Raw genomic sequence first — 22,113 nt, 5'->3', positions numbered from 1 at the left:
AACCGTCACGAGAAGGAGACGACAGTGAAAACCAGACTCAACTGCCCCTGCGGCGAGACCATCGCGGGAACCGACGAGGACGAGCTGGTGACCAAGACCCAGGTGCACCTGAAGGAGAACCACCCCGGCCACGAGTACTCGAGGGAAGAGATCCTCTTCATCGCGTACTGACCGGGGCCGCCGCGTGCCCCGCTCCGCCGCGCATTCCGCCGCACCGAAAGGTGGTACCGCCGTACTATGACGCGGCACCCGGCCGTGGTCCGGCGGGGTGCGCGGCGGAGAGGGGTAAGTGCGTGAGGTCGAGACTGTTGGCGATCGCGGCGGGCGCGGCCGTTCTGCTGACCGGCTGCGGCAGCCCCGCATCCGACCCGGCGCTGGTGAGTTCGCCGACCCCCGCGCTCGGCGGCGGCTTCGGCGGGATCCCGGCCGCGGGCACGCACGACCCCCGCGACGTGGTCACCGACCCGGCGTCCGGGATGCGCATCGCCATCACCAGGGTGGAGGCGGTGTCGAGCATCTCCGGCACCGTCACCGTGCTGCACTTCCGCTTCGAGAATCCGGGGCGCGACCCGCTGCCCGCGCGCGGCTGGACCGCCCCGGTGCTCACCTACGGCCCGTCGGACATGCCCGCCGCGCACGTGGTCTCGGTCTCCGAGGGGTACGGCGCCGAGGTGCCCGGCGCGCTTGCGCCGGGCACCGGTCAGGAACTGAAACACGCCTACCGGGTGAACCGAGGCGACCTGACCTCGGCGCGGGTGAGCGCGGGCGCCGTGATCTGGGACGGCGACTTCACCCGCTGACGGCGGTCAGATGACGCTGCCGACGTCCTGCGCGACCAGGTTGTCCAGCGCCCGCTCGGCGACGGCCGCGATGGTCATCGACGGGTTGCAGGCGGCGGTGTTGCCCGGCATGAGCGCGCCGTCGAGCACGTAGAGCCCGCGCTGGCCGAGCACCCGGCCGTCCAGGTCGCAGACCGACCCCATGCTCGCGCCGCCGAGCGGGTGCCAGGTGGACGGGAAGACCAGGTTGGTATCGATCAGCAGGCCGTCCGGCCCGGCGATCTTCTGCGCGGCCGGGCCGATGTGGCCGGTCTGCACGACGCTGTCGCCCTCGTGCGGCCAGCGCAGCACCGCGTCGTCCTTGGCGCTGTCGTAGACGAACCGGCCGCGCCCGGCGCTCGCGCCGTAGCCGACCATCACGGTGCTCTGCGCGTTCAGCGAGAGCGGCGGGATGGAGGCCTGGATGAGGGTGTGCGCGTGCTGCGGGTCGGCCCAGTTCTTGCTGCCGAAGACCACCGGGCCGCCCTGCGGCGCACCGAATTCCGCGGAGGGGTCGGTCCACAGGTAGATGCGGTCGGCATTGCTGCCCCAGTTGCCGCCGAGCTCGTCCGGCAGATCCGGGATCAGCCCCTTGGCGCCCGCCCGCATGAGCAGCCGGGTGGTGTTCATGGTGCCCGCCGCCATGATCAGCGTGGTGGTGGTGAGGATCTTGTGCTCCTGCACCGCGCCGGTGCTGTCCAGGCGCTGCACGTGCACGGTCCAGCGGCCGTCGCTCGCCCGCTCGACCTCGGTGACCTCGTGCAGCGTCCGCACGTCCACCAGGCCGGTGGCCTCGGCCTGGGCGATGTAGGTGACGTCGACGGTGTGCTTGCCGCCGTTGTTCACGCCCATCGCGCCGTCGCCGTTGGTGTAGGAGGGCTTCATCTCGCCGCGGTGCTCGGCCATCGCGAAGTCCCAGTCGATCGGCATCGGGATCTTCGACACCGGCAGCCCGGCGCGCGCGGCCCGCTCGGCGAAGACCCGGGCGGCGCGGTAGTTCTCGGTGGCGACGAGTTCGTCCGGAGCCACGGCGAGCCCGAGCATCTTCGCGACCCGCGGGTAGTGCACCCGGTCCATCCGCGCCCAGTCCAGCTCCTGTGGGAACCAGGTGTTGAAGACCGCCTCGTCCGGCTGCAGCGACATGCCCTGGTAGACCAGCGAGCCGCCGCCGAGCCCGGCCGCGCAGAGCGCCGTCATGTTCTCGCCGACCACCGCCTCCACCAGGCCGGTGTACGGCTCGAAGATCAGCGGGGTGCCGAAGAGATTCGGGCTGGAGCGGTACCAGAGCACCCGCTTGTCCAGGTTCGACGCGCGCGGGAAGGTCTCCGCGTTCGGGCCGGTCGGCCAGCGCAGGCCGCGCTCGAGCACGGTGACCGGCACCCCGGCCTGCGCGAGCCGCAGGGCGCTCACCCCGCCACCGAACCCGGAGCCGACCACGACCACCCGGTGCTCTTCACGCGTGAGCGGTACACCGTTGACCCGGGCGGCGATCGGGGCGGCGATCGACCCGGCACCGGCGAGCACGGCGCCCGCGGCGACGGCCCCGGTCAACAGCGACCGGCGCGAGATTGCTGACATGTCCCACCTTCGGGATGTGGAGTTGAACCGGACAGTATTGTCCGGTAGCCGAAGTCTGGGCGAGCGCCCCTACCGCGTCAATCGGACCGGCCGGACGCCGATCGGCGGAGCCGCGCGGCACCCGCGCGCCCGGCGATCACCGGCGGTGCTTCTGCGCAGGGCGGAACCCTCCGGAAAGCGTGCACGCGGGAATGATAACCCGGTTATCGAGAGGTTGACCGAAAAGGTGCAGAAACGTCTCGCTACAGAAAGCGGCGGATCGGCTGCACCGCGAACTCCCTGGCCCGCTGCGCCGCGGAGCGCCGCTTCCAGCGCCCCTCGCGGATCCGCGCGGACTTCGCGACGTCCTCGTCGAAGTGTCCGTCCAGGGTGGCGCAGAACTCCGGGTCGAGCACCGCGAGCATGACCTCTTCGTCGTGGTCCAGCGAGCGCCGGTTGAAGTTGGTCGAGCCGACCAGGCTCGCGATCCCGTCCACCGTGATGATCTTGGCGTGCATCATGGTCGGCTGGTACTGGTGGATGACGACGCCGCACTCCAGCAGGTCCTCGTAGAAGTGCTGGCCGGCCAGCTGGCAGACGCGCTTGTCGGTGTGCGGGCCGGGCAGCAGGATCTCCACCTCGACCCCGCGCCGCGCCGCCGCGCAGAGCAGCTCGATGAAGTAGGCGTCCGGCGCGAAGTAGGCCGTCGCGAGCCGGAACCGGATCTCGGCGGATTCGATCATCACCCGGAGCAGCGTCTGCATGTCCTGCCAGCCGACGCTGGCCGAGCCGCGCACCACCTGGACGACGGCGTCGCCCCGCGGCTCCAGCTCGACGAAGCGGTCGTGCTCGTCGAAGAGCTCGTCGTGGCACTCGGCCCAGCCCTGCGCGAAGGCGGCCGCCATGCCGTCCACCGCCGGGCCGCGCACCTCGACGTGGGTGTCCCGCCACTCGTGCTCGGTGCGGGCGTCGCCGCACCACTCCTCGGCGATCCCGACGCCGCCGGTGAAGCCGATCTCCTCGTCCACCACCAGCACCTTCCGGTGGCAGCGGTGGTTCTGCTTGAAGGGCGAGATGTAGACCGGCTTGCGGAACCAGGCGATCCGCACCCCGGCGTCGGTCATCAGGTCGAGCAGGTCCTTCTCGATCAGCCTGCTGCCGAAGCCGTCCAGCAGCAGCCGCACCCGCACGCCCGCGCGCGCCCGCTCGGCCAGCGCGTGTGCGAACTGGCTCGCGATGTCGCCCTTCCAGTACACGAAGGTCATCATGTCGACGGTGTGCTCGGCGGCGCCGATGCGCTCCAGCATGGCCGGGAAGATCTCGTCGCCGTTGCGTAGCGCGGTCAGCGCGTTGCCCTCGGAGGCGGCGATGCCGATCAGCCGCTCCAGCCTCCGCCGCAGCGCGACGGTGCGCTCGGTGGTGCCTGCGGGGTTCTTGGTGGCCTCGGACATGTTCGCTCCTTCGCCGGCACGCGCACGACCGGTACCCGCCCTGTCCGGCTCGGGCGGGTACCGATCGGTAACTGTAGTATCCCCGTGCCGGTCAGGCGTCGGGAGCCTGCAGAAGTGCCAGCACCCGCTTGGCCGCGGCGTTGAACCGGCCCATCGTCACCGCGGGCCCGCCCGCCACGACCAGCAGCAGCGTGGCGGAGATCGGGAACACCCCGACGCAGCCCCGCTCGCCCTCGAAGACCGAGGCGTGCAGCCTGCCCTGCCGCACCAGCGTGGTGAAGTGGTCGCCGATCCCGGAGGCGGCGGCCGCCATGGCCGAGCCGCGCGCGGCCAGGGTGTCGGTGCCCGGCGGGCCGTCCGCGTCCCGGTTCGCCGCGATCACCAGGCCGTCCCGCGTCGTCATGATCGCGTGCGCGACGTCGTCGATCTCCTCGACCGCGCGCTGCAGCAGCTCGCCCGCCACCGCCGGGTCGCGGAGCGCGACCTCCACCCGTTCGCCGGGTCGGCTCATACCGAGTCCTCCGCGGGTATGAGCGAGGGCCCTCCGTGGCTACCCTTCGCTACCGCCTCCGGGCCCGACTCGCTCATACCCGGACCGCTTGCTCGATGCGCCGCAGCTGATGCCTGGCCAGCGCCAGGTTCGCGCGGCCGCGGTCCAGCGCCAGGTAGAGGAAGAGCTCCTCGCCGTCGGCATCGCGCAGCGGCATGATGATGTGGAACTGCTGGCCCAGCGTGACCAGGATGTCCTGCACCTCGTCGCCGAGCTGCAGCGCCTCGACCGCCCGCAGCTTGGCCCGCAGCACCTCGGTGTTCAGCGCGCCGGCCATGTCCAGGTCGAACATGTTGTGCCCGCCCTGCTTGGCCAGCAGCATGCCGCTCCGGAGATCGACGAGCGCGATGCCGATCGCGCCGTCCACGCTCATTCCGTCGCGCAGCGCTTCTTCCAGCTTCATGTCGCACTTTCCCGCCCCGCGGCAACCCCGCCCCGACGGAGGGTGCGCACCCGCACTCGCGGAACTACCTGTCTCGAATCGAATATTCAACCGTGCCAACAGAACAGCCGGTCCGCCCGCCGTTCGGCAGCGACAGTCTAGCAACGCCTTTCGGCGGCAACCACCGGGCGGGAACCGCCCGTGCGCGAGGTTGCGAAGCCGCCCGTGAAAGCCGCGCGGGCCTGGCCGGGGGCGCGCGATTCTGTCAGCGCGGTGCGGGAGGCACGAGTCCCAATTCCGGGTTTCCGGCGGGTTGGCGCGGAGGCTGGCGAATTCGGGCAACATTGGGCCGGGTCGCGCGCACAATTGCGAATGCGAATTCGAGATCGCATCGTCGGGAAGTATTCGCTCCGGTGCGAACCGCAGCGAATCGATAGCCCGGGATGTTCCGTCCGGAATTCCGGGCAGCGGTGGGCGCCCCGGGCGGTGTGTCCGCCCGGATTCCGGCGGCGGCTGCGGGAGGCTGGGAGCGGCCGGGGCAGGTGGAAGGAGTGCCGATGGCGACGAGCTCCCGGGTGTTGCGCAGCGCGTGGGGCAACTCCAGCGCCGAGGCGTTCCTCATCGTGGCGATCGCGACCATCCTGATCACCAGGCTCTACCTGGAGCTGACCGGATATCCGCAGGTCGGCGGCAAGAGCCTGCACATCGCGCACGCGCTCTACGGCGGCGCGGCGATGGCGGTGGCGCTGCTGCTCGGCTGGCTCTTCCTCGGCTCCGGCGTGCGCGGCTTCTCGGTGCTGCTCGGCGGCATCGGTTTCGGGCTCTTCCTCGACGAGGTCGGCAAGTTCGTCACCAAGGACAACGACTACTTCTACGGCCCCGCGGCGGAGATCATGTACGTCTCGGTGGTCGTACTGCTGGTGGCGAGCAGGCTGACCAGGGAGGTGCGCACCCCGACCCGCGACGAGTACCTCGGCAACGCCGCCGCGGTCGCCGCCGACGGCCTGGTCCGCGGGCTGCCCCCGCACCGCCGCACCGCCGCGCTGCTCGCGCTGGACAGCGCCGCCGAGCTCGGCGCCGACCCGGCCGACGTCACCGGGGTCCGCGCGCTGCTGGAGCGCGCCGCGCACCGCGACGACCGGCTGCGCGCGCTGCGGTTGCGCGCCGCCGCATTCATCCCCGGCTGGGCGGGCGGGCCGTGGCCGGTGTGGATCCTCGGCTGGCTGCTGGTCTTCTCCGCCTTCGTCACCGTCGGCTTCGGCATCGTCCAGCTCGCCACCGGCGGGCTGGAGCTCCAGGACCGCTCCTACGAGCTCGAGCTGGACCGGATGACCGTCTCCGGCGGCATCCTCTTCGTCAGCGCGCTGGTCACGCTGGCGCTGGCGCTGCCCGCCATGCTGCGCGCCCGCCGCGACGGCCCGCTCTGGCCGCTGCGGCTGCTGCGGATCGCGGCCCTGGTCTACACCATGCTGAACGCGCTCGTCGACTTCGCCACCGAGGGGTTCGGCGCGCTCACCAATGTCGCGCTCGGGCTGCTCACCATGGCGTTCATCTCACGCCGGATCGCGGTGCGGTACGCCGAGATCGTCCGAGCGGCGGACGATCTCGGCGAGCCGGTCAGGCGGGCAGTGGATGCGCCTGGAAGAAATCCCAGATGATCGGGGTCGCCGCGATCGACGGCGTGTCCTTCCCGACGAACGGCTCGGGGAACGGCACCTTGCTGCCCGGCCAGACGTGCCCGCCACCGGTGATCGACCAGAACTCCACCGAGCCGTCGGCCGGGCAGCTGTACCGGTAGCGCACCACGTCCGGCGCGACCTGCTCGACGGCGGGCCCGGCGGCGCAGCCGTTGCGCGCGGCCCAGGCCGCGGCATTGTCCGGGATGCTCCGCGGCGCCGGGCCGTTCGGCCCCCGGTCCAGGTTCTGCTGATTCGCCGAGCCGGTGCCGTCGGTGCGCGGGAGCAGCCTGGCGTTCGGGCCCGCGCCGCCGCCGTAGGCCACGATCGGGTCGTCGGTGCCGTGGAAGGCGATCACCGGCACCGGCCGCGTGGTGTCGCACCACTCGAAGTCCTGCAGGCCGGCCACCGGCGCCACCGCGGCGATCCGGCCGGAGAGCCTGCAGGCCAGCGCGGAGCTGGTGAAAGCGCCCATGGAGAGCCCGGTGACGTAGACCCGCCTCGTGTCGACGCAGAGCGCAGCCTCGGCGTCGTCGAGCACGCCGGTGAGCCAGTCGATGTCGGCGCCGCCCGGCTGGAAGTTCCAGCGCGGCGGCCCCGGCTCGTCGATCTGCGGGGTGACGGTGGCGTACCCGCGCTGCAGCCCGTACTCGCCGACCCCGCTGCTCCTGGTCTGGATCTCGGCCGGCTCCAGGTAGCCGTGCAGGTCGACGACGAGCGGGTACGGCCCCGGCGCGGCGGGGACGTCACGGAGGTAGAAGCCGGTGCGGCCGGCCCCGGCGTAGGTCTGCGTGGTGTGGCCCGCCGCGGCGGCGGGAATCGCGCACCCGGCGGACGGCACCGCGCCGGGGTCGGCCCCGGCGGCGGCGGGAACGGCGGCCGGCGCGGCGAGCAGCGCCGCCGTGGCGGCGACGGCGCCGAGCACCCGGCCCGGAATCACTCTCTGGAACACCCGGCCATGCTCTCACCCGGAGTGCCGCCGCCCCCCTCGAAACAGCTATTCTCTACCATGAGAATGGCATTATCGGACACGCGGCGGGAGACGCAATGACGGTGGACAGCAGGCTGGAGGAGCGCGGCCACATCCTGCGCGAACTGGGCTTTGCCACGCACCGGGCCGGCGACGAGCTGCACGGCGCCGCGGAGATCACCCCGGAGATGCACGTGCCGGGCACCGAGCACCTGCGCACCTCGGTGCTCGTCACCTGGGCCGACACTCTGGCCGGGCTGCTCGCCTCGCTGGTCATGGGCCCGCGGGTGCCGGTCACCCTGGAGCTCGACATCCACCTGCACGGGCCTGCGCCCGCGGCGGGGCGGGTGCGGGCGGTCGGCCGGACGGTGAAGGTGGGGCGCTCGGTCTTCGTCGCCGAGCTCGACTTCAGCGTCGGCGGCGAGCCGATCGCCGTGGCGGGCGCCTCCTTCATGGTGGCGCCGGACCCGGGCGTCACGCTCCCGGACCGGCTGAGCGTCGAGATGCCGGCGGGCGCCGACCGGTTGCGCGTCCCGCTGGCGGAGCGTGCGCAGTGCGTCCGCACGGGTCCCGGCGTCGCGGTGCTGCCGCGGACGCCGGAGGGGCTCAATGCCTCCGACACCGTGAACGGCGGGCTGCTCGCGCTGGTCGCCGAGGAGGCGGTGCTCTCGCTCGCGCCCGGCGCCACGCTCAGCTTCCTCGGGCTGCGCTACCTGCTCGGCGCCAGGGTCGGGCCGGTCACCGCGACCGCGCGCAAACACGGCGAGCTGGCCCGGGTGCAGGTCAGGGACACCGGCAACGACGACCGGATCACCACGCTCGCCACCGCCCGGACCTTCGGCGGCTGAGCCGAGCCTTTTCCGCACCCTGTTGACCGAACCACAACATCGGGCGTACGGTGACTGCACTCACAGATTGAAACGTTTCAATCGTGCCGGTTCAACGACGAGGCGGATCCACCCCGATGCCCGACACCACCGAACGCGTCTGCTTCCTGCTGGCCCTGCGCCCGGAGCGGATCGACGACTACCTCGCGGCGCATGAGACCGTGTGGCCGGAGATGCTCGACGCGCTGCGCGCCGCCGGCTGGCGCAACTACTCGCTGTTCCTGCGACCCGAGGACGGCATGGTGGTCGGTTACCTGGAGTCGCCCGACTTCGAGCGGGCGCGGTCGGCCATGGCCGCGACCGCGGTGAACACCCGCTGGCAGTCCGTCATGGCCGAGTACTTCCGGCCGGTGTCCAGCGCCTCCCGCCCGGACGAGGCGCTGCACCGGCTCACCGAGTACTTCCACCTCGACTGAGCCCCCGAACCCCCCGACGAGCAACCCCCACTCCACACCCCCGAGGAACACCATGAAGGTAGGCGCTCGCTCCACCACCGGGTGGAAGGCGACCATCTCCGTCGCGATGTCCAACTACATCGAGGCCGGCTCCATCATCGCCATCGCCACCAGCCTCGCCTTCTGGCAGGAGGCCTTCGGCATCAGCAACTTCGCCGTCGGCCTGCTGGCCGCGCTCTCCGCGAACGCCTTCGGCGCGGCGATCGGCGCAGGCATCGGCGGGCCGCTCTGCGACCGCTACGGCCGCAAGGCCATCTACACCTACGACCTGCTGGTCTACATGGCGGGCGTGCTGCTCGCGGCCTTCGCGGTGAACTTCGGCATGCTGCTGGCGGCCTTCGTGATCACCGGCATCGCGGTCGGCGCGGGCGTCCCCGCCTCCTGGACCTACATCGCCGAGCAGGCGCCGAGCACCGCGCGCGCCAGGCACGTCGGCACCGCCCAGCTGGCCTGGTCGGTCGGCCCGCTGATCGGCTTCGCGCTGGCCGCGGCGCTGGCTCCGCTGGAGCTGCTCGGCTCGCGGCTGATCTTCCTGCACCTGTTCGTGGTCGCCGCCGTGGTCTGGTGGATCCGGCAGGGGCTCGCCGAATCGCAGATCTGGAAGGACGAGACCGGCTCCGGCAGCGGCGCGGCGACCGAGGCCACCACCGGCGGCCAGGGCATGCGCGGGCTCTTCTCCCGGCGGATCAACATCACCGCGCTGCTCGTGCTGATCGGCATCTACGGCTTCTGGAACACCGTCGCCGGCCAGGCGGGGATCTTCATGCCCCGGGTCTACGACAGCGCGGGCGTGCACAGCGCGGTCCAGCAGAACCTGCTGCAGGTGCTGGTCTGGGGCTGCACCGTGGCCGCCACCTACTTCGGCTTCATGGCCTACGCGGACCGGGTCTCGCAGCGCAGGCTCTACGTCGTCGGCGCCGCGCTCGGCATCCTGGCCTGGTGCGTGCTGGTGTTCTTCACCGACGCGGGCATGCCGACGCTGCTGATCTTCGCGGTGCTCTGGGGCATCTCCAGCGGCATCGGCGCGCAGGCCTTCTACAGCCTGTGGACCAGCGAGCTCTTCGCCACCCCGTACCGGGCCAGCGCGCAGGGCTTCATGTTCTTCGTGGTCCGCTCGGCCACCGGCCTGCTCAGCTACTTCTTCCCGACCCTGCTCGCGGCCACCGGGCTCACCGCCGTCGGGTTGCTGCTGGTCGGGCTGCTCACCGTCGCGCTGGTGATCGGCGCGGCCTTCGCCCCGAAGACGCAGGGCAAGACGCTGCGCGAGATCGAGATCGAGCGCTACGGCGCCCCGGTCGCCGCGGCCGAGCCGCGCACCCCGGTGGCCTGAGCCCGAGAAAGGAAGCACCATGTCCGTCGACACCGCTCTGCGGAATCTCGCGATCGAGCTGCCCTCCTGGGCGTTCGGCAACTCCGGCACCCGGTTCAAGGTGTTCGGTACGCCGGGTACCGCGCGCACTGTGCGAGAGAAGATCGCCGACGCCGCCATCGTGCACCGGCTCACCGGCCTCGCGCCCGCCGTCGCGCTGCACATCCCGTGGGACGCCGTCGACGACTACGCCGAGCTCGGCCGGTACGCCGGCGATCTCGGGGTCCGGCTCGGCACCGTGAACGCCAACACCTTCCAGGACGACGACTACAAGCTCGGCAGCCTGACCCACACCGACAAGCGGATCCGGCAGAAGGCGATCGACCACCACCTCGACTGCCTGGAGATCATGGAGCGCACCGGCTCCCGCGATCTCAAGATCTGGCTCGCCGACGGCACCAACTACCCCGGCCAGGGCGACATCAGGGCCAGGCAGGACCGGCTCGCCGAGTCGCTGGCCGCCATCTACCAGCACGTCGGCGCCGGCAGGCGGATGGTGCTGGAGTACAAGTTCTTCGAACCGGCCATGTACATGACCGACGTGCCGGACTGGGGGACCGCCTACACCCAGGTGAGCGCGCTGGGAGAGCGGGCGGTGGTCTGCCTGGACACCGGCCACCACGCGCCGGGCACCAATATCGAGTTCATCGTGGCGCAGCTGCTCCGGCTGGGGAAGCTCGGCTCGTTCGACTTCAACTCGCGCTTCTACGCCGACGACGACCTGATCGTCGGCGCGGCCGACCCGTTCCAGCTGTTCCGCATCCTCTTCGAGGTGCTGCGCGGCGGCGCGCTGGAGCCGGACTCCGGGGTCGCGCTGATGCTCGACCAGTGCCACAACATCGAGGACAAGATCCCCGGGCAGCTCCGCTCGGTGCTCAACGTCCAGGAGATGACGGCGCGGGCGGCGCTGGTCGACCTCGACGCGCTCGCCGCCGCGCAGGAGTCCGGCGACGTGCTCGGCGCCAACGCCGTCTTCATGGACGCCTTCTACACCGACGTCCGGCCGCTGCTGGCGGCCTGGCGGGCCGAGCGCGGCCTGCCCGAGGACCCGATGGCCGCCTACGCCCGCTCCGGGCAGCGGCAGCGGCTCGCCGCCGAGCGCACCGGGGCCGCCGCCTCCTGGGGCGCCTGACCACATCCACACCGAAACGAGGAACCACCTGCCATGACCCACCCCACGGTCGCGGAACTGATCGCCAGGTCGAACCGGCTCGGCGCCGACCCGAAGAACACCAACTACGCGGGCGGCAACACCTCCGCCAAGGGCACCGGCACCGACCCGGTCACCGGGGAGCCCGTCGAGCTGCTGTGGGTCAAGGGCTCCGGCGGCGACCTCGGCACGCTCACCGAGCCGGGGCTCGCGGTGCTCCGGCTGGATCGGCTGCGCGCCCTGACCGGCGTCTACCCGGGCGTCGAGCGCGAGGACGAGATGGTCGCCGCCTTCGATTACACCCTGCACGGCAAGGGCGGCGCCGCCCCCTCCATCGACACCGCCATGCACGGGTTGGTCGAGGCGGCGCACGTCGACCACCTGCACCCGGACTCCGGCATCGCGCTCGCCACCGCGGTGGACGGCCCGGAGCTGACCGAGAAGATCTTCGGCGACCGGGTGGTCTGGGTGCCGTGGCGGCGCCCCGGCTTCCAGCTCGGGCTGGACATCGCCGAGCTGCGCAGGGCGAACCCGCAGGCCATCGGCACCATCCTCGGTGGCCACGGGATCACCGCGTGGGGCGAGACCTCGGACGAGGCCGAGGCGCACTCGCTGGAGATCATCCGGACCATCGAGGAGTTCCTCGCCGCCAACGCCGAGGCCGAGCCGTTCGGCCCCGCGCTGCCCGGCTACGCGGCGCTGCCGGAGCCCGAGCGCCGGGCCAGGGCGGCCGCGCTGGCGCCCTTCCTGCGCGGCCTCGCCTCCACCGACCGCCGCCAGGTCGGGCACTTCACCGACACCGACCCGGTGCTCGACTTCCTCGCACGCGCCGAGCACCCCCGGCTCGCCGCGCTCGGCACCAGCTGCCCGGACCACTTCCTGCGCACCAAGATCGCGCCGCTCGTGCTCGACATGCCCGCCGACGCCCCGCTCGAGCGGGTCCGGGAGCGGCTCACCGAGCTGCACGAAACGTACCGGGCCGAGTACCGCGCCTACTACGAGCGGCACGCCACCCCGGACTCGCCCGCGCTGCGCGGCGCCGACCCGGCCATCGTGCTGATCCCCGGCGTCGGCATGTTCAGCTACGGCGCGGACAAGCAGACCGCGCGGGTGGCGGGCGAGTTCTACCTGAACGCGATCAATGTCATGCGCGGCGCCGAGTCGGTCTCCCGGTACCAGCCGATCGACGAGGCGGAGAAGTTCCGCATCGAGTACTGGGCGCTGGAGGAGGCCAAGCTGGCGCGGCGGCCTGCGCCGAAGCCGCTGGCGGGCCGGATCGCGCTGGTCACCGGCGCGGCGTCGGGGATCGGCAGGGCCATCGCGCGGCGGCTGGCCGCCGAGGGCGCCTGCGTGGTGGTCGCGGATCGGGACGCGGCGAAGGCCGCCGCGGTCGCGGCCGAGCTGGGCTCGGCCGACGTGGCGATCGGCTTCGGCGCCGACGTCACCGACGAGGGGCAGGTCCAGGCCGCGGTGGACGCCGCGGTGCTCGCCTTCGGCGGCCTGGACCTGGTCGTCAACAATGCCGGGCTCTCGCTCTCGAAGTCGCTGCTGGAGACCAGCGCCGCCGACTGGGACCTGCAGCACGACGTCATGGCCAAGGGCTCGTTCCTGGTGTCCAAGGCGGCCGCGCGGGCGCTCATCGACCAGAGGCTGGGCGGCGACATCCTCTACATCTCGTCCAAGAACTCGGTCTTCGCCGGGCCGAACAACATCGCCTACTCCGCGGCGAAGGCCGATCAGGCGCACCAGGTCCGGCTGCTCGCGGCCGAGCTGGGCGAGCACGGGGTCAAGGTGAACGGCATCAACCCGGACGGGGTGGTGCGCGGCTCCGGCATCTTCGCAGGCGGCTGGGGCGCGCAGCGCGCCGCCGTCTACGGGGTCGAGGAGTCCGAGCTCGGCGCCTTCTACGCGCAGCGCACCCTGCTCAAGCGCGAGGTGCTGCCCGAGCACATCGCCAATGCCGCGTTCGCGCTCTGCGGCGCCGACTTCTCGCACACCACCGGGCTGCACGTGCCGGTCGACGCCGGGGTCGCCGCGGCGTTCCTGCGATGAGCGGCGCGGTCGCCGCCGTCGATCTCGGCGCCACCAGCGGGCGGGTCATGCTGGCCAGGGTCGGGCCCGGCCGGATCGAGATGCGGCAGGTCGCCCGGTTCGGCAACGACCCGCTGCCGCTCTGGCACGGGGAGCGGGCGGCGCTGCACTGGGACCTGCCCGGGTTGTACCGGGAGGTCGGGCGCGGGCTGGCCGCGGCCGCGCGGCTGGAGCCGGGGCTGCTCGGCGCCGGAATCGATTCCTGGGCGGTGGATTACGGCCTGCTGCACCGCGGTGCGCTGATGAACCTGCCGTACCACTACCGCGACACCCGCACCGCCGCGGGCGTCGAAGCCGTGCACGCCGTCGTGGACCGGGGCGAGCTGTACCGCCGCAACGGCCTGCAGTTCCTGCCGTTCACCACGGTGTACCAGCTCGCGGCCGACAAGCTCGCGGGCACACTGGATGCCGCCGACGCGGCACTGCTCGTCCCCGACCTGCTCGGCTACTGGCTCACCGGAACGCGGGTCACCGAGCGGACCAATGCCTCCACCACCGGCCTGCTCGGGCTGGACGGCGCCTGGGACATCGAGCTGCGCACCCGGCTCGGGCTGCCCGCGCTCTTTCCGGACGTGGTCGACCCGGGCACCCCGCTCGGCCCGGTCCTGCCGACCGTGGCGGCCGCGTTCGGGCTCGACCCCGGCTGCACCCTGAGCACCGTGGCCTCGCACGACACCGCCTCCGCGGTCGCCGCGGTGCCCATGGCCCCGGAGGCCGCCGCCTACGTCTCCTGCGGCACCTGGGGGCTGGTCGGCGTCGAGCTGGCCGCGCCGCTGGTCGGGGCGGCGGGCCGGGCCGCCAACTTCACCAACGAGCGCGGGCTGGACGGCCGCACCCGCTACCTGCGCAATGTCATGGGGCTGTGGCTGCTCAGCGAGTCGATCCGGCACTGGCAGCGCACCGGCACCGGCGCCGACCTGGCCCGCCTGCTCACCGCCGCCGCCCAGGCGCCCGCACCCGCCGCCACCTTCGACGTCGACGACCCGGTCTTCGGCACCCCCGGCGACATGCCCGGCCGGATCGCCGAGTGGTACGCCGCGCGCGGCATCGAGGTCCCCGTCGGCCCGGTCGCGATGGTGCGCGCCATCGTGGAGAGCCTCGCCGCCGCCTTCGCCACCGGCGTCCGCACCGCCGCCGAGCTCACCGGCACCCCGGTGCGCACCATCCACCTGGTCGGCGGGGGCGCGCGGAACACGCTGCTCTGCGCCCTGCTCGCCGAGCACGCCGGGGTGCCGGTGCTCGCCGGACCCGTCGAGGCGACCTCGCTCGGCAACATACTGGTGCAGGCCCGCACGCACGGGCTGCTGCACGGCGATGTGGACGCGCTGCGGGCCGAGGTGGCCGCCGCGTTCCCGCCGCGCCGCCACCCGCCGCGCACCGAATCCGTCAGGAAGGCAGGCTGATGAAACGACAGCTCCCCAGGCCGCGCGACCTCGCGCCGCTCATGCGGTTCAAGAAGCCGCAGCTCGGTGCGGAGCGGCGCCTGGCGGCCGCGCTCACCATCGAGGACCTGCGCCGGATCGCCAAGCGCCGCACGCCGCGCGCCGCCTTCGACTACACCGACGGCGCCGCCGAGGCCGAGATCTCGCTGGACCGCGCCCGGCAGGCCTTCCGGGACATCGAGTTCCACCCGGCGATCCTGCGCGACGTCGCCGAGGTCAGCACCGGCTGGGACGTGCTCGGCGCCCCGGTCGCGCTGCCCTTCGGCATCGCGCCGACCGGCTTCACCCGGATGATGCAGACCGAGGGCGAGTACGCCGGGGCCAGGGTGGCGGGCCGCTCCGGCATCCCGTTCTCCCTCTCCACCATGGGCACCGCAGCCATCGAGGACGTCGCCGCGGCGAATCCGCACGGCCGCAACTGGTTCCAGCTCTACATGTGGAAGGACCGGGAGCGCTCGACGGCCCTGGTCGAGCGGGCCGCCGCCGCCGGGTACGACACCCTGCTGGTCACCGTCGACGTCCCGGTGGCGGGCGCCCGGCTGCGCGACACCCGCAACGGCATGTCCATCCCGCCCGCGCTCACCCCCGCCACCGTGCTCGACGCGCTGCCCCGGCCGCGCTGGTGGATCGACTTGCTCACCACCGAGCCGCTGGCCTTCGCCTCGCTGGACCGCTGGTCGGGCACGGTCGCCGAGTTGCTCGACTCCATGTTCGACCCCACCGTGACCTTCGAGGACCTGGCCTGGATCAGGGAACAGTGGCCGGGCAAGGTCGTGGTGAAGGGCATCCAGACGCTCGCCGACGCCCGCGCGGTCGTCGACGTCGGGGTGGACGGGCTCGTCCTCTCCAATCACGGTGGGCGGCAGCTCGACCGCGCGCCGATCCCCTTCCACCTGCTGCCCGAGGTCTCCCGGGAGCTGGGCCGCGACACCGAGATCATCCTGGACACCGGCATCATGTCCGGCGCCGACATCGTCGCCTCCATCGCGCTCGGCGCCCGCTTCACCCTGATCGGCCGGGCCTACCTGTACGGCCTCATGGCGGGTGGCGAGGCCGGGGTGGAGCGCGCGGTGCGGATCCTGGCCGGGCAGGTGGAGCGCACCATGCGGCTGCTCGGGGTGCGCGGCCTGGAGGAGCTGACACCGCGACACGTCACGCAGCTGACCAGACTTGCCCCGCGCCCGGTGGCCGATCAAGATCGGGGGTGAGCAGTTCGGGCGCGGTGCCCGCACCGGAACGGAGGAGGCGCGAGCCCCGGTGGTGAGCATGAAGGAGGTGGCCGCCGCCGCGGCGGTCTCGGTCGGCACCGTCTCCAATGTGCTCAATGCCCCGGAGAAGGTCGCACCCGCCACCGTCGCGCGGGTGCAGCAGGCCATCGACCGGCTCGGCTTCGTCCGCAACGACGCCGCCAGGCAGCTCAAGGCCGGGCGCTCGCGCTGCGTCGGGCTGGTGGTGCTCGACATCGGCAACCCGTTCTTCTCCGACATCGCCCGCGCCGCCCAGGAGCGCGCCGCCGCGCACGACCTGGTCGTCCTGCTCGGCTCCAGCGACGACGACCCCGAGCGCGAGCGGCAGTACCTCGAAACCTTCGACGAGCAGCGCGTTTTCGGGCTCATGATCTCGCCGTCCGGTGCCGGTGACGAGCGGATCGCCGCGCTGCGCAGCCGCGGCGTCCCGGTGGTGCTCGTCGACCGGGACGGCACCGGCACCCCGTTCTCCTCGGTCGCCGTGGACGACATCGCAGGCGGCGACCTCGCCGTCCGGCACCTGTGCGCGACCGGACGCCGCCGGATCGCCGTCGTCGGCGGCCCGGCCACCCTCTCCCAGATCGCCGACCGCCGCACCGGGGCCCGCCGCGCCGCCGCCGAGCACGGCGTCCAGCTCGCGATCTGGGACACCGCCGCGCCCACCGTGCTCGCGGGCAGGCAGGTGGGCGAGCGCCTCGCGGAGCTGCCTCCCGCCGAGCGCCCGGACGCCGTCTTCTGCGTCAACGACCTGCTCGCCATCGGGGTCCTGCAGGCGCTCACCCTGCGCGGCGTCGCCGTCCCGGCCGAGATCGCCCTCGTCGGCTACGACGACATCGACTTCGCGCAGTCCGCCATCGTGCCGCTGACCTCGATCCGGCAGCCGCGCGCCGCGATCGGCTCCTCCGCCGTCGAGCTGCTGATCGCCGCGGCGGAGCGCGGCGGTGAGCCGGAGCACGTCTGCTTCCGCCCCACCCTGGTCGAACGCGCCTCCACCGAACCGATTGCCCGTCAACCCGTTTGAGTGCCCCGATCCGAGCAAGTCCGAGGGTGACGCCTGGGCAACCCTGTCCGCTCGCGCGGGCCCCGGCGTCGTAACCGGCCCCGGGCGGGCGCCCCGCGACCAGGTCTCCGCCCGGGGCTCCTACCCTCCGGCGCGCCGGATGGGCTGGCGGGTCGGCACCGGGTCGGTGCCGAGGAACCCGGCGACCAGCCCGTACACCAGCTCCGGCTTCTCCACCACCAGCAGGTGCGAGGTGCCGGGCACGATGGCGAGCTCGGCATCCGGGATCGCGCGGTACAGCGCGAGCGTGTGCTCCGCCGCGATGACGTCGTCGTCACCCGCCATCACCAGGGTGCGGGCGGTGACGGCCTTCAGGTCCTCGGCGGTGTACTCCGGCTCGGCGCGGCCCAGCTCGATCACCTTGCGGGCCAGCTCAGGGAAGTGCTCCTCGCCGTCCGGCGAGACCTCGCCGTGCTTGGTCGCCAGGTATGCCATGGCCGACTCGTCCTCGAAGCCGTCCAGCACGCCGGGCAGAATGCCATCGGCGTGGTAGTTGCCGCTGATCAGCACCAGTTTCCGCACCAGGTCCGGCCGGTCCAGCGCGACCCGGAGCGCGAGGTTCGCCCCGTCGCTGTGCCCCACCAGGTGCGCGGGCCCGCCCACCACCCGCTCCAGGAAGGCGATCAGATCCGCCGCCAGCGCGGCGTAGCTCAGCGGGCCCGGCACGTCCGGGGTGTGCCCGTGCCCCCGCCGGTCCATCCGGTGCACCTGGAACCGGCTGATCAGCAGCGGGAGCGCGGGCGCGAAGGTGCGCGAATCGACGAAGCCGCCGTGCAGCAGCACCGCCGGTTCGCCGTCCCCGTGCACGTCGAACCAGGTGGGCACGGTACCGAGCTCGATGTTCACCATGCGCCCATCATCCGGCATCCGCTCGGTGCCCCCGCACCCCGTGTACCTCGAACAACGGATACCGGCGTGCGATACCGCTCCGTACCGTTCCGGCATCGGGGGAGTCGGGTGCCGGGGGCGAGGGACGGGGCGTGTCATGTCGAGCGAGCAGCAGCCGATCCACGAGCTGAAGCCGTGGGAGGCGGCGCGGGTGGCCGGTGTGCTCACCGCGCTGCCCGCGCTCTACATCTTCGGGATCGAAGGGGTCACCACCGAGACCGAGATCGACCTGACGACCGGGGAATCGACCTCGACGAGCGATCTCGGAACCCAATTCGGCCGTGCCGCGGTGTGGCTCGTGCTGACCCTGGTCGCCGCCGGGGTCGAGCGGTACACGCGGTCGCACGCGACGCCGTGGCCGCCGCGCGTGCGGGCGCTGCTCGCCGTTCTGCGGCTCGCCCCTGCGCCCGCCGTTTCGGAGCCGGCCTCCGTGGGGCGGTTCGAGCTGCGGCCGTACCACGTGGCGCGGGCCGCGGCGGTGGTCGCGGTGCTGCTCGCGGTCTTCGGGTCGGCGGGGGTCTTCTGGCTGCTGGTCGCGGGCTGCTGCCTCGGCGCGGAGTGGTTCACGCGGACGAGGGGGACCGGCTGGCCCGGCCCGGTTCGGGAGGCACTGGCCGAGTCCGGCCCGGCGCCGCCGCGCGAGCCGGGGGCCGGGGCGCCGGGGCAGCGCTGGGCCCGCACGATCGGCGCGGCGCTGGTGAGCGATGCGGCGGAGCCTCTGCTTCCGGCTCGGGCGTTGCGGCTCGGCGAGATCTTCCGGACGGCGACCGTGGTGACGCGGCGGAGCTGGCGGGTGTCGGTCGTGTTCACGGTGGTGACGGTGATCGTCGCGTTCATGCTGTTCTTCGTCGTCACGACCCAGGTCGCGCAGATCGGGTCGAGCGGCGCCGAGTTCGCCGGTGACGATCCGGCGGCGGGGCTCGCCTTCCTGATCGGTTCGTTCCTGCTCGGCTACCTCCTCACCATCGTGGTGGTCGGGGTGCCCGCCGATGCGGCGATCAACGGCGTCACGGTGTTCGCCGCCGACGCGGCGCTGCGCGGGGTTCCGGTTCGGCTCGACGGGGTGCTCGCGCGGGTCCGGCCGCGCCTCCTCGCGCTGTGCGGGCTGCAGGCGGTGTGCTATGCCCTCGCGCTAACGATCTCCACCGCGCTGCCGATCCTCGCGCTGCTCGTCGGCGGATTCCCGGCGCTGGTGCTGGCCTGGGTTCTGACGATTCCGCTGTCGTTCGCCGTCGGCATCGTCATCGGCCTGGCGCCGGTGGTGCTCACCCTGGAGGACATCGGGGTCGGTGCCGCGCTCCGGCGCTCGGTGGAGCTGGTGCGGAGCGCGCTCGGGCAGGTCGTCGCGATCCACCTGGTGTGGTTGGGGATCGTGGTGGTCGCGCTGGTGACACTGCTTCTCCCGCTCGGCATCGGCCTGCTGCTTCCCGGCGTGCAGGTGTTGGTCTTCCCGGTCGCCGTGCTCGTCCTCGCCGCCGGGTTCCCCTACTTCCGGACCCTGCAGACGGTCGTCTACGCCGACCTCACGCGCGGTACGCGAGCCGACGTCCGGGACCTGCCCGGGGTCTCCCCGCAGGAATCCGCCTCGCCCGCTCCGCCGGTGCTGTCCGCCTCGCCTGCGCCGCCCGCCTTGCCCGCGCAGGCAGCAACGCCCACCCTGCCGGTATCGGCCGACGCGCTCACCTCACCCACACGGCCGCCTGTGCCGACGGTGTCGTTGCGCAAGGAAGCGCTCGCTCCGGCCGCATCACCCATAGCGCCACAGGCGCCGACGGTGTCACTGCGCAAGGACGCACCCGCGCTCCCCGCCTCGCCTGTGCGGTCGGCGTCGGCCGGACTGCCCGCGCCGTCCCCACTGCCTGCCGCGCCGCCGCCCCCGCCGACCGGGGCATCGCGCACGGAGGAGCCCGCGGCATCGCCGCGCCCCCGACGCGGCCTCGCCGCTGTCTGCGCGGTGGCGGTGCTCGCCCTGCTCATCGCCGCGGGCACCGCGTGGTGGCAGGCGGACCGCCCCGCCCAGGACACCCCACCGCAGCCGGAAGGGCTGCTCCGCGGCATCTTCCCGGCCGCACCGCAGGCCGGCTGGCGATTCCCGGCGTCGGAGGTGTTCGCGCGCGCCCAATTCTGGTCCCCGCGCCCGGACCCGATGGGATCATCGACGCCGGAATTCCTCGACCTGGGCGACACCCTGGTCACCCTGGCCGTCCTGCCGAACACCGACCGGGAACCGGTGCTCGTCGCGGTCGACACCGAATCCGGGACGGCGCGCTGGACCGCCACCGGCTGGTACGACATGTGCGCTACCAGGACCACCGGTGGACTCCTCCCGTGCTACCGCAGCGGCGGTTTCGAGCCGGAGCACCGATCGGAGATCGTCTTCCTCCGCCTGTCGGACGGATCGATCGAGCACACGGCCCCGGCCGCCGACGACCTCGCCTGGCTCGAGGTCGTCGGCGACGACATCATCACCGCCTCCTACTCGAGGATCACCAGCGGCACGGTGCACGACCTCACCGCGCACTGGGCGACCGAGTGGGAGCCGGACCCGGTGTGCCCCGGCTCCGGCGACAGCTACCTATACGGCGCCACCGACGATTTCGTCTACTTCGGCAGCGACGCGGGCGCGATCGTCCTGCGCCGTACCGACGGTTCCCGGGTCATCGCCGCGGACGTGCAGAACGTCGCGGTCTACCCGGGCCACGGTCTGGTCGCCCAGACCTGCACCGCGAAGTCCGCGGGCCCGGCCACCGCGGTCGTGCTGGACCGCACCGGCAAGCAGCTGCGCACCCACCCCGGCGGCGGCGTCCCGGTCCCGGCCGGCTCCGGAGCCGACGGGACATACCTGGCCGCGGACGGCGCCTGGGACTTCACGACCGGCACCAGGCTGTGGTCGTCGGGCACCCTGGATTCGCGGAGCAAGATCGTCGACGGCATCGTCGTCACCGTGGGCAGCTCGGGCCTCGGCGCGCTCGAACTCGGCACCGGCTCCCGCCTCTGGTCGGCCGATATCGAGTCCGGGACCTGGATGTCGGACCGGCAGCGAATCCTCGTGCAGGACTACGACAGCCGAGTACACGCCGTCGACCTGCGGACCGGCGCAGTGGACTGGACCATGCGCACCCGCGGCGGCCGAGTCGCCCCCGCCGGAGCCGGCTTCGCCGAGATCGACGGCGACGCGCTCACCTACTACGGCCCCACCGGACCCCCGGCAACCGAGCTCGAAACACCAGCCGACGAGGACGGGTCGAACCAGGTCGTCACCCGCTGTGGCCGCCTCCCGGAGCTGACCCCCGTCGAGTACCGCACCACCGGCGACACCCTGACGGTCCGAATGGAACTGCGCGCCCGCTGCGCCACCGGAGACATCCTCGCCTCCGATGCCCTGCGCATCACTATCACCGACCGAGGCCAACCGATCGCAGCGGGCGTATTCGACCTGTCCACCACCCCACTCCACCTCCCGGCGACCTCGTCCACGAGCAACGGAACCACCTCGGTACAACAGGATTTCGAGTTCCCGGTCGGCACCTTCTGGCGCCTCCCCAACTCCATCGGCGACCGCCCCGACCCCAGCGCCGTTCGTGCCCGAGGCGGCTCGACCCAGCTCGTCGAGTGCGTCGACCAGGGCACGAACCAGGGACCGGCGAGCACACGCCCACCGGCGACCGCCGCGGCGGGTTCGTACACGGCCGCACACTCCGGCACTTCACCCGCCGACGCCGACCGAGCCGCACTGGACGCCCTCCGCGCCCAGGCCGACGCCGACCGCCCCTCGGTCACCCGCGACCTCGCCGACCGCTGGGTCCCGCAGCTCTCCGCCAAGCAGGAGGGCCTGGTCGCACCGGACGTGGACGGCCGGGTCGTCACCTGGACCCCCTCCGCGATCCTGGAGCAGCACCTGCGGCTCCGGCTGCGCTACCCCGAGGTCCGCCTGGTCTACAGCGACGACTGGCGCACCTTCGACCTGCGCGGCTGGTGGGTCACGCTCGCCGGAGTCACGCACCGCGACCCCGGCGGTGCCAAGCGCTGGTGCGACGACAAGGGAATCGCCGTCGACGAGTGCTTCGCGAAACTGGTCAGCAACACCAGGGATTCGCGCGGCACCACCCAGTACCGCTGA

Annotated in this window: 18 protein-coding genes; 12 read left to right on the top strand and 6 right to left on the bottom strand. The window is 72.6% G+C overall.

Features of this window, described 5'->3' with window-relative positions; genetic code table 11:
- Positions 1 to 24 precede the first annotated feature (24 nt).
- Both ACFO0B_RS09400 and ACFO0B_RS09395 read left to right on the top strand, forming a co-directional pair.
- Positions 25 to 171 (top strand): DUF1059 domain-containing protein, encoded by a 147-nt coding sequence (locus tag ACFO0B_RS09400; RefSeq protein WP_233017430.1) that lies wholly within the window; start codon positions 25 to 27, stop codon positions 169 to 171.
- A gap of 122 nt (positions 172 to 293) precedes the next feature.
- Positions 294 to 800 carry a hypothetical protein gene (locus ACFO0B_RS09395; RefSeq protein ID WP_378611959.1) on the top strand — a complete coding sequence of 169 codons (507 nt, stop codon included), beginning with the start codon at positions 294 to 296 and terminating at the stop codon, positions 798 to 800.
- A 6-nt stretch (positions 801 to 806) separates the two neighbouring features.
- Here ACFO0B_RS09395 and ACFO0B_RS09390 read toward each other — a convergent pair whose 3' ends face one another.
- The 4 genes from ACFO0B_RS09390 to ACFO0B_RS09375 all read right to left on the bottom strand — a co-directional run bounded on the left by ACFO0B_RS09390 (position 807) and on the right by ACFO0B_RS09375 (position 4,779).
- On the bottom strand, positions 807 to 2,396 hold the full coding sequence (locus ACFO0B_RS09390) for a GMC oxidoreductase (protein WP_378611958.1): 1,590 nt from the start codon (positions 2,394 to 2,396) through the stop codon (positions 807 to 809).
- Between the two features lie 242 nt (positions 2,397 to 2,638).
- Complete coding sequence (locus ACFO0B_RS09385) at positions 2,639 to 3,826, bottom strand: phospholipase D-like domain-containing protein (RefSeq protein ID WP_378611957.1); 1,188 nt, start codon at positions 3,824 to 3,826, stop codon at positions 2,639 to 2,641.
- Positions 3,827 to 3,917: 91 nt separating this feature from the next.
- Positions 3,918 to 4,337, bottom strand: a complete 420-nt coding sequence (locus ACFO0B_RS09380; RefSeq protein ID WP_378611956.1) for a roadblock/LC7 domain-containing protein — start codon at positions 4,335 to 4,337, stop codon at positions 3,918 to 3,920.
- 73 nt (positions 4,338 to 4,410) lie between these two features.
- Complete coding sequence (locus ACFO0B_RS09375) at positions 4,411 to 4,779, bottom strand: hypothetical protein (protein ID WP_378611955.1); 369 nt, start codon at positions 4,777 to 4,779, stop codon at positions 4,411 to 4,413.
- Between the two features lie 536 nt (positions 4,780 to 5,315).
- On the opposite strand from ACFO0B_RS09375, the gene ACFO0B_RS09370 reads away from it, so the two are divergent.
- Positions 5,316 to 6,416, top strand: a complete 1,101-nt coding sequence (locus ACFO0B_RS09370) for a hypothetical protein (RefSeq protein WP_378611954.1) — start codon at positions 5,316 to 5,318, stop codon at positions 6,414 to 6,416.
- Here ACFO0B_RS09370 and ACFO0B_RS09365 read toward each other — a convergent pair.
- Positions 6,376 to 7,386: an alpha/beta hydrolase family esterase gene (locus ACFO0B_RS09365; protein ID WP_378611953.1), complete on the bottom strand. Its 1,011-nt coding sequence runs from the start codon at positions 7,384 to 7,386 to the stop codon at positions 6,376 to 6,378. The genes ACFO0B_RS09370 and ACFO0B_RS09365 overlap by 41 nt on opposite strands.
- Positions 7,387 to 7,481: 95 nt before the next feature.
- Here ACFO0B_RS09365 and ACFO0B_RS09360 point away from each other — a divergent pair, with 95 nt between their 5' ends.
- From ACFO0B_RS09360 to ACFO0B_RS09325, 8 genes are all read left to right on the top strand, one after another.
- Entirely contained in the window at positions 7,482 to 8,252 is a 771-nt protein-coding gene (locus ACFO0B_RS09360; protein ID WP_378611952.1) for a PaaI family thioesterase, read from the top strand.
- Between the two features lie 116 nt (positions 8,253 to 8,368).
- The gene (locus ACFO0B_RS09355; RefSeq protein WP_378611950.1) at positions 8,369 to 8,707 is read left to right on the top strand and encodes an L-rhamnose mutarotase; all 339 of its coding nucleotides are present in this window, start codon (positions 8,369 to 8,371) and stop codon (positions 8,705 to 8,707) included.
- A 52-nt stretch (positions 8,708 to 8,759) separates the two neighbouring features.
- On the top strand, positions 8,760 to 10,076 hold the full coding sequence (locus ACFO0B_RS09350; RefSeq protein WP_378611949.1) for an MFS transporter: 1,317 nt from the start codon (positions 8,760 to 8,762) through the stop codon (positions 10,074 to 10,076).
- Between the two features lie 19 nt (positions 10,077 to 10,095).
- On the top strand, positions 10,096 to 11,247 hold the full coding sequence (gene rhaI, locus ACFO0B_RS09345) for an L-rhamnose isomerase (protein WP_378611948.1): 1,152 nt from the start codon (positions 10,096 to 10,098) through the stop codon (positions 11,245 to 11,247).
- A gap of 33 nt (positions 11,248 to 11,280) precedes the next feature.
- Positions 11,281 to 13,317, top strand: a complete 2,037-nt coding sequence (locus ACFO0B_RS09340; protein WP_378611947.1) for a bifunctional aldolase/short-chain dehydrogenase — start codon at positions 11,281 to 11,283, stop codon at positions 13,315 to 13,317.
- Positions 13,314 to 14,759 (top strand): rhamnulokinase, encoded by a 1,446-nt coding sequence (locus ACFO0B_RS09335; protein WP_378611946.1) that lies wholly within the window; start codon positions 13,314 to 13,316, stop codon positions 14,757 to 14,759. The genes ACFO0B_RS09340 and ACFO0B_RS09335 overlap by 4 nt, the downstream gene beginning before the upstream one ends.
- On the top strand, positions 14,759 to 16,006 hold the full coding sequence (locus ACFO0B_RS09330) for an alpha-hydroxy acid oxidase (RefSeq protein WP_378611945.1): 1,248 nt from the start codon (positions 14,759 to 14,761) through the stop codon (positions 16,004 to 16,006). The genes ACFO0B_RS09335 and ACFO0B_RS09330 overlap by 1 nt, the downstream gene beginning before the upstream one ends.
- 58 nt (positions 16,007 to 16,064) lie before the next feature.
- Positions 16,065 to 17,066: a LacI family DNA-binding transcriptional regulator gene (locus ACFO0B_RS09325; RefSeq protein WP_378612272.1), complete on the top strand. Its 1,002-nt coding sequence runs from the start codon at positions 16,065 to 16,067 to the stop codon at positions 17,064 to 17,066.
- A 120-nt stretch (positions 17,067 to 17,186) separates the two neighbouring features.
- On the opposite strand, the gene ACFO0B_RS09320 is transcribed toward ACFO0B_RS09325, so the two are convergent.
- Entirely contained in the window at positions 17,187 to 17,954 is a 768-nt protein-coding gene (locus ACFO0B_RS09320; protein ID WP_378611944.1) for an alpha/beta fold hydrolase, read from the bottom strand.
- A gap of 136 nt (positions 17,955 to 18,090) precedes the next feature.
- On the opposite strand from ACFO0B_RS09320, the gene ACFO0B_RS09315 reads away from it, so the two are divergent.
- A complete protein-coding gene (locus tag ACFO0B_RS09315) occupies positions 18,091 to 22,113 on the top strand; it encodes an outer membrane protein assembly factor BamB family protein (RefSeq protein ID WP_378611943.1) in 4,023 nt (1,340 codons plus the stop codon).

Origin of the sequence: Nocardia jiangsuensis (genome assembly GCF_042650385.1) — a bacterium.
Taxonomy (GTDB): domain Bacteria; phylum Actinomycetota; class Actinomycetes; order Mycobacteriales; family Mycobacteriaceae; genus Nocardia; species Nocardia jiangsuensis.
Note: the sequence above shows the minus strand (reverse complement) of the source record. Positions and strands in the feature narration are given on the sequence as shown.